The sequence below is a fragment of the Rhodosalinus sp. genome (assembly GCF_041685465.1).
Lineage (GTDB): Bacteria > Pseudomonadota > Alphaproteobacteria > Rhodobacterales > Rhodobacteraceae > Rhodosalinus.
This window is the reverse complement of the sequence record NZ_JAWLFS010000182.1, coordinates 1-6,191: the sequence shown is the minus strand read 5'-3', so window position 1 is coordinate 6,191 and position 6,191 is coordinate 1. Positions and strand designations below refer to the sequence as shown.

The window sequence follows — 6,191 nt, the reverse complement described above, 5'->3', positions numbered from 1 at the left end:
ACCGAGGAGGCGCCGCGTCGCGGTCCAGGCCCGCGGCAGGCGCGGCGGCGCGGCGAGGCCGGCCTCGATCTCCGCGGCCCAGGGCGCCATGGCGCGTCCCGCGAAATCGCGCCCCCAGTCGAGGAAGCGCGCGGCGTGTTCGGGGCGCAGGCGGCAGGCGGAGCCGACGAGACCCACCAGCGTCTCGGCCGGCGAATACCATTCGTCCTGAATCGCCGTGATCCGCCCGCGCAGCAGGGGCCCGACCGTGCGCATGAGCCGGCTGTCGGAGAACAGCAGCAGAAGCCGCCCCATCTCCTCGCGCGAGTACCCGATGAGCGGCGGAAAGGTGTCGAAGAAGACGGCACCGCCGTCCTGCATCGCGAAGTTGCGGATCGACGGATGAAAGCCGATGCGCTCCGGGCGTCCGTCGACCGCGTGCCAGAAGCGCGCAATCGCCTGGCCCGCCGCCTCCATCAGCACGAGGGCGTTCTCGGGCGCCGCGCGCTGCAACTGCGGCCGCATCATGCTCTCGGCGGGCAGCGCCGCCTGCACGATCACCGGGGCGAGGCCGCCGCCCATCGGCACGAGGCGGAAGGCGGTGTCCGGCACCGTCACGCCGGTTTCGCGCAGGAGCGCGTGGTAGGCGTCATGCGCCGCCGCCAGCCGGTCGAGGCGCGCGCGGTCGTCGAGCGCGCGGTAGACCTTGATCACCCGGTCGGAATACGCGCCCTCCGGCGGGCGGAAGGGCGCACAGAAATACCCCAGCCGCGAGACGGGGCGCGTGCCCCGCGCGCGCTCGGCCTCGATCAGTCGCGCCAGCGTCTCGGTCTCGTCCGTCATCGCCGCCTCCGCCCGGATGCCGCGCGGGTTAGCGCGTTCAGAGGTGGCGCGCCACCTCCTCGGCCAGCGCCGCGATCTCGTCGCGCGCGCGGGAGCGCGGCGCCTCGATCGCGCCGAGGCCCTGCCCCAGCGTCTCGGCGTAGACGACGCGATGGGCGATCGCGGTGTCGGCGACCGTCGCATCGAGCGCGCGCGCCGCCTCGGCCACCTCGGCGCCGAGCCGCGTGCCGGCCCGCGCCCGGTTGAGGACGAGAAGGGCGGGCCTGCCCTCGCGCCGGGCGAGGTCGAGCACGCCCTCGGTCGCCCAGAGATCGACATGCGACGAGGCCACCGGCACGATCACAAGGTCCGCGGCCCGCAGACCGGGCCGCAGGTCGCTGTCGGCCTTGGGGGGCGTGTCGACCACGACGAGGTCGTGGCTCCCGGCGAGCTTGCGCGTCTCGTAGCCCACGCCCCAGGCCGAGGAGGTCGAGAATTCCAGGTCCGGGGCCGCGCGCCCCTCGATCCGGGTCATGAACCAGCGCCCAAGGCTGCCTTGCGGGTCGGTGTCCACGAGCGCGACGGATTTCCCCGCCCGCGCCCAGGCGACCGCGAGATTGGCCGCGAGCGTGGTCTTGCCCGAGCCGCCCTTCTGCTGCGCGATTGTGACGATCCGCCCTTCGGCCATGCCTCTGCCCCCGCTCCCGGCAGCGTCGTCCGACGCCGCGGCAGCGCAGCGTAGCATGCCGCAGCGCCACAGCGCCAGCGGGCGCGCCGCGCCGTGTGACGTGGTTAACCGATCGTTAAGCCCGGACGCGGAGGCTCGGCCGCGGAGGGCCTCATGCGACGCAGTCTCGGACCCGCGATCCTCGCCGCCGCGCTTTGCGGGGCCGCGGCCGATGCCGGGCCATGGCCCCGCGCGGCGGGCGAGGGCTTCGCGTCGGGCACCTGGCGGGGGACGCTCGCGGGCGGGACGGAATACAGCGCGCTCTACCTCGAATACGGGCTCGGCCGCCGCTGGAGCGCCGGCCTCGACGCCGGCCGCGCGATCGGGGGCGCGACGAAGGCCGTGGCCTTCATCTCCCGGGCGCGCGCCGCGGACAGGCCGGGGCCGCGCCTCGGCTGGCAGCTCGGCGTGGGGCGGATCGACGGACGGGCCGTGGTGCGTCCCGGCCTGTCGCTCGGCCGGGGCTTCGGCGAGGGCGCGCGCACCGGCTGGCTTGCTGGCGACGCGCTGGCCGAGGTCGGCGTGGCGCCCGGAGCCGACCCGCGCCCCGAGCTGACAATCGACGTCAAGCTCGACCTGACGCTCGGGCTCACGCATCCCGGCGGCGTCAAGACGCTGGTCCAGCTTCAGACGGGACGCGAAGCGGGCGATCCGCCCTTTGCGCGGCTCGAGGCACGCACGGTCGTGCCGCTGCGTGCCCGGACCTCCGTCACCCTCGGCGCCTACCATGACCTCGACCGGGCCGGAACGGGCGGCCTCGTCTTCGGCCTCTGGCAGCGGTTCTGATCTGGCGCGTCGGGCCGCGCCGCCCTACCCTGCGCATCATGGCACAGTCCCCGATCCTCGACACCGACGACGACGCCCGCAGCCTTGCGCGGCGGCTGATCGACACCGCGCGACACGGGGCGCTCGGCGTACGCGATCCGGAAACCGGGCACCCCCTCGTCTCGCGCGTGGCGGTGGCGACCGACGCCGCAGGCATGCCCGTCAGCCTCGTCTCCGACCTCTCGCACCATACGCAGGCGCTCGCGGTCGATCCGGCCTGTTCCCTGCTTCTCGGCGAGCCCGGGGCGCGGGGCGATCCGCTGACCCATCCGAGGATCACGCTGATCGCCACCGCGCGCTTCCTGCGCCACGGGGAGCCGGGGCACGCCGAGCTCGCCGCGCGCTACCTCGACCGGCAGCCGAAGGCGAAGCTCTACCTCGGCTTCGCCGATTTCTCGTTCCTGCGATACGATGTGACGCGCGCGCTGCTGAATGGAGGCTTCGGCAAGGCCTACGACCTCGGGCCCGACGACCTCGCGCTCAGGAATCCATCCGGATCGTCAGGCTGACCCGCCCGCGCACCGGTTCGCTCCAGTTGAGGCGCAGCTGGTCGCGCGCGGCGCCCTGCTCCACGTCCACGTGCGGCAGTTCGGGCACCGAGGCGCCGGCCCCGTTCCGGATGCGGTCCGTGGGCACGAGCGCGTCGATCTGGCGCGCGCGCCCGCCGAAGGGCAGGAGGGGCGCGCCCTCCACCGTCCATGACGCCGCCTCGGTGTTCTGCGTATGCTCAAGGCGCAGCGGGTTCGCCGACTGCGCCCCGATGTTGTGGAAGGTGTTGGCCGCGAAGGTCACGTCGCGCGTGCGGGCGTAATCCAGATCGGCGAAGGCGGTATCGACCCGCTCCACCCGGTCGATGGCGCCCCCCGAGCACCGGAAGACGTTGCCCGTCACGGCAAGGCCCGTGATCCCGTGATCCGGCCCGTGCGGCTTCACCACGAGAAAGGAGAACCACGGCGCGACGCCGCTGCAGAGAAAGGTGTTGTCCGTCACCGAGAGCCCCGCGAAGCTGAAGCCGCCGGTGAAGGACGGGTCCGGGTCGCGCTCGTTGGTCCACTCGACGAAGCAGTTGTCGACGTAGTTTCCCGTGATCGTCGCCGAGGCGTTCGTCGTCAGCAGCGCGATTCCGGCGAGCCTCACGCCGTCGGCCGCCGAATCGCCCTGAAAGAAATGGTTGCCCGCGATCACCGCGTTCTGACCGCCGAGCACGGCGAAATGCCGGAACTGCGTGCAGCGATTGTCACGCAGCTTCACGTCGTTGGCGTTGGCATTGAGCGCGACCGTCGTGCGGTCCTGCGCGAGCGTGTCCCCCTCGCGGGTGATGAACTGGCAGCGGTCCACCAGCATCCCCTGACAGCCCTCCCCGATCGAGGTGAGGCCCCGGTCGCGCGGGCGGGTGACGAAGCACTCGCGCATCTGGAACCCGACGCCCACGGGCGCGAGCATCACGCCGCTCGCCACGGTGTTGCACTGGATTTCCAGATCCGCGAGCGCGAAGCGGTCGAGCCGCTCGAAGCCGCTGAAATCCAGCATGTACTTGAAGCGGGTGAAGGTGAAGACCTGCGTCCCGTCGGCATCGTGGAGCGGTTCGGAGAGCGTGAGATCCCCCGCCGCGACGTTCCGCGAGCGCACGTAGATCTCGCGCCCGACGCCTGCCCCCTCGACCAGTGCGCCGACGGGCACGTTGGCGATGTTGGCGACGTTCGAGAGGCGCCGCGGCTGGGACGGCGAATAGGTCGCCTGCGAGGTGACGACCTCGGGCTCCCAGACGGTCTCGCCCTCGGCATAGAGCTGACCGTTGCGGATCACGCGGCGCTGCGAGAACCGGTCGCGGTTGGGCACCGCGGCGGCCATGTCGATCGGCCCCGAGATCGAGACGCGCCGTCCCCCCATGTCGAGCGATTCGTGATCCGCGTTGTTCAGGAGCGCCTGAAACGCCTTGCGAAAACCCTGTTCCTCGTTGCCGAAGGCGTCGATGTAGACCGGCAGGCGGAAATCCCGCGTCAGCGACAGGATCGCGTCGTCCGGCATCGAAAGCCGCCCCTCGAAGATCACCGGGCTGTCGAGCGTGACGTTCCGCGCAAGCCGATAGGTGCCGGCCGGCACCAGCACCCGCCGCCCGTTCGCCGCGCTGTCGGCCGCTTCGAAGGCGGCGGAATCGTCGGTGCTGCCGTCGCCCACCGCGCCGAAGTCGCGCACGTCCACCCGGCTCATCATCTCGCGGTGGAAGACGTGGGTCGCGTCCTCGATCGAGAGGTCGTCGATGCGCACCACCCCACCCGAGGGACCGGTGAGATCGAGGCCGAAATGCCCGTAGGCCGGCGCGGTGCCCCAGACCATGTCGACGCCCGTGCGCCGCCCCGGGCCAACGATGGCGGTGACCTCGACCACCTCGCCGTACTGCCCGATCGCCACGGCGGGCCCCGTCACGGTCAGCCCTTCGACCTCGCCGCCGTCTGCGTCGCCCGGCCAGGCGGCGATGCGCACCGCCGGCAGGTTACCCGAGACGGCCTTCACCCGCGCGGTGACGCGGAGGTAGCAGCCCTCCAGCATCGGCGTCTCGCCCATGTAGCGCAGCCGCTGAACCTCGTCGGATTTCAGCAGTTCGAGGCAGCCGCCGAAATCCGGGTCGGCCGGCACGACGGCCGCGTCCGGATCGCCCGCGTAGGTGTCCGAGCCGGGCGTGCCGTCGCCCTTCGCCCACTGATCCAGCCCGTCCGCGAAGGGCGGCGGCATCAGCGCCGCGCCCTCGGTGATCGCCTTGTTCATCGCTCGCCCCTTTCGCCGCGCCGGGCTGCGGCCCGGCCCTCGCAGGCCAGAGGGGGTAGCCTTCGCGGCTTAACGGGGCGAAAGAGCACCGTGACGTTGCGTGAGAGAACGGAAGGCTGACGAGGCATGGCTTACAAGCTGAAGGAGAGCGACCCGACCCTCGGCGACGCGGTGCGCCGCATCGCGCTCGACCAGGTGACCCGTGCACGCGCCGAGGCGGAGGATCCCGCGCTCGCCGCTCCGCAGGCGATCCACCAGATCCGCAAGCGCTGCAAGAAACTGCGCGGGCTCCTGCGCCTCGTGCGGCCGGGCTTCGCGGCCTACGCGGAGGAGAACGCGGCGATCCGCGATCTCGCGCGGCGGCTCTCCGGGCTGCGCGATCTCGAGGCGCTGATCGAGACGCACGACCGGCTGATGGCCCGCGACGAGGCCGAGCCCGCGCGGTTCGCGCCCGTGCGCGCGGCGCTCACGCAGCGCAAGCAGGCCGCCCCGGAGCGGGTGGACGACGACACCCGCGAAGCGCTCGACGCGCTGGCCGGGCGGATCGCGGGCTGGGAGATCGGGGGGAAGCCCGCGAAGGTGATCGCCGGCGGGCTGGAAAAGACATGGCGCCGCGCGGCGAAGGCGCATGCCGACTGCCGCGACGCGCCGACGACGGACGCCATGCACGAGTGGCGCAAGCGGGTGAAATACCACTGGTATCACTGCCGCATCCTCGCACCGGTCTGGCCCGGCCCGGTCGGCGCGCGCGCCGAGGAGGCCAAGCGCCTCTCCGACATCCTCGGCGATCACCACGACCTCGCGCTCTACGCCGCGCATCTCGCCTCCGAGGACGCGCCGAGGCTGGCGCCGGAGGCGCAGACCGCACTGGGGCGGATCACCGACCGCGCGCTCGCCGAGCTGGAGCGCGACGCCTTCGCGCTCGGCGCGCGCTTCTTCGCGGAAAAGCCGAAGCGGGCGTCGAAGCGGCTGGCTGCGCTCTATTCCATCTGGGAGAGCGAACCGCGGCGGTGAGGTCGCGGCAGTGCCCGGTTCCGTGCGATGTGATCCGGGGCGGTGCGTGCAAGCACGC

The 6,191-nt window shown here is 72.5% G+C and carries 6 protein-coding genes; 3 read left to right on the top strand and 3 right to left on the bottom strand.

Annotated elements, in window-relative coordinates; translation table 11 throughout:
• Window positions 1-822: DUF6206 family protein (locus ACESL7_RS11715; RefSeq protein WP_372893505.1), on the bottom strand; the 822-nt coding region annotated here is incomplete at its 3' end.
• A gap of 37 nt (window positions 823-859) precedes the next feature.
• Window positions 860-1,489, bottom strand: coding sequence for a ParA family partition ATPase (gene parA, locus ACESL7_RS11710; RefSeq protein WP_372893504.1), 630 nt, complete (start codon window positions 1,487-1,489; stop codon window positions 860-862).
• Window positions 1,490-1,642: 153 nt separating this feature from the next.
• Here parA and ACESL7_RS11705 point away from each other — a divergent pair, with 153 nt between their 5' ends.
• On the top strand, window positions 1,643-2,314 hold the full coding sequence (locus ACESL7_RS11705; RefSeq protein WP_372893503.1) for a hypothetical protein: 672 nt from the start codon (window positions 1,643-1,645) through the stop codon (window positions 2,312-2,314).
• Between the two features lie 38 nt (window positions 2,315-2,352).
• Window positions 2,353-2,862 (top strand): HugZ family pyridoxamine 5'-phosphate oxidase, encoded by a 510-nt coding sequence (locus ACESL7_RS11700; RefSeq protein ID WP_372893502.1) that lies wholly within the window; start codon window positions 2,353-2,355, stop codon window positions 2,860-2,862.
• On the opposite strand, the gene ACESL7_RS11695 is transcribed toward ACESL7_RS11700, so the two are convergent.
• Window positions 2,834-5,119: a glycosyl hydrolase family 28-related protein gene (locus ACESL7_RS11695; RefSeq protein WP_372893501.1), complete on the bottom strand. Its 2,286-nt coding sequence runs from the start codon at window positions 5,117-5,119 to the stop codon at window positions 2,834-2,836. The genes ACESL7_RS11700 and ACESL7_RS11695 overlap by 29 nt on opposite strands.
• Before the next feature lie 126 nt (window positions 5,120-5,245).
• Between ACESL7_RS11695 and ACESL7_RS11690 the strand changes: the two genes are divergently transcribed.
• Complete coding sequence (locus tag ACESL7_RS11690; RefSeq protein ID WP_372893500.1) at window positions 5,246-6,133, top strand: CHAD domain-containing protein; 888 nt, start codon at window positions 5,246-5,248, stop codon at window positions 6,131-6,133.
• Window positions 6,134-6,191: the final 58 nt, after the last annotated feature.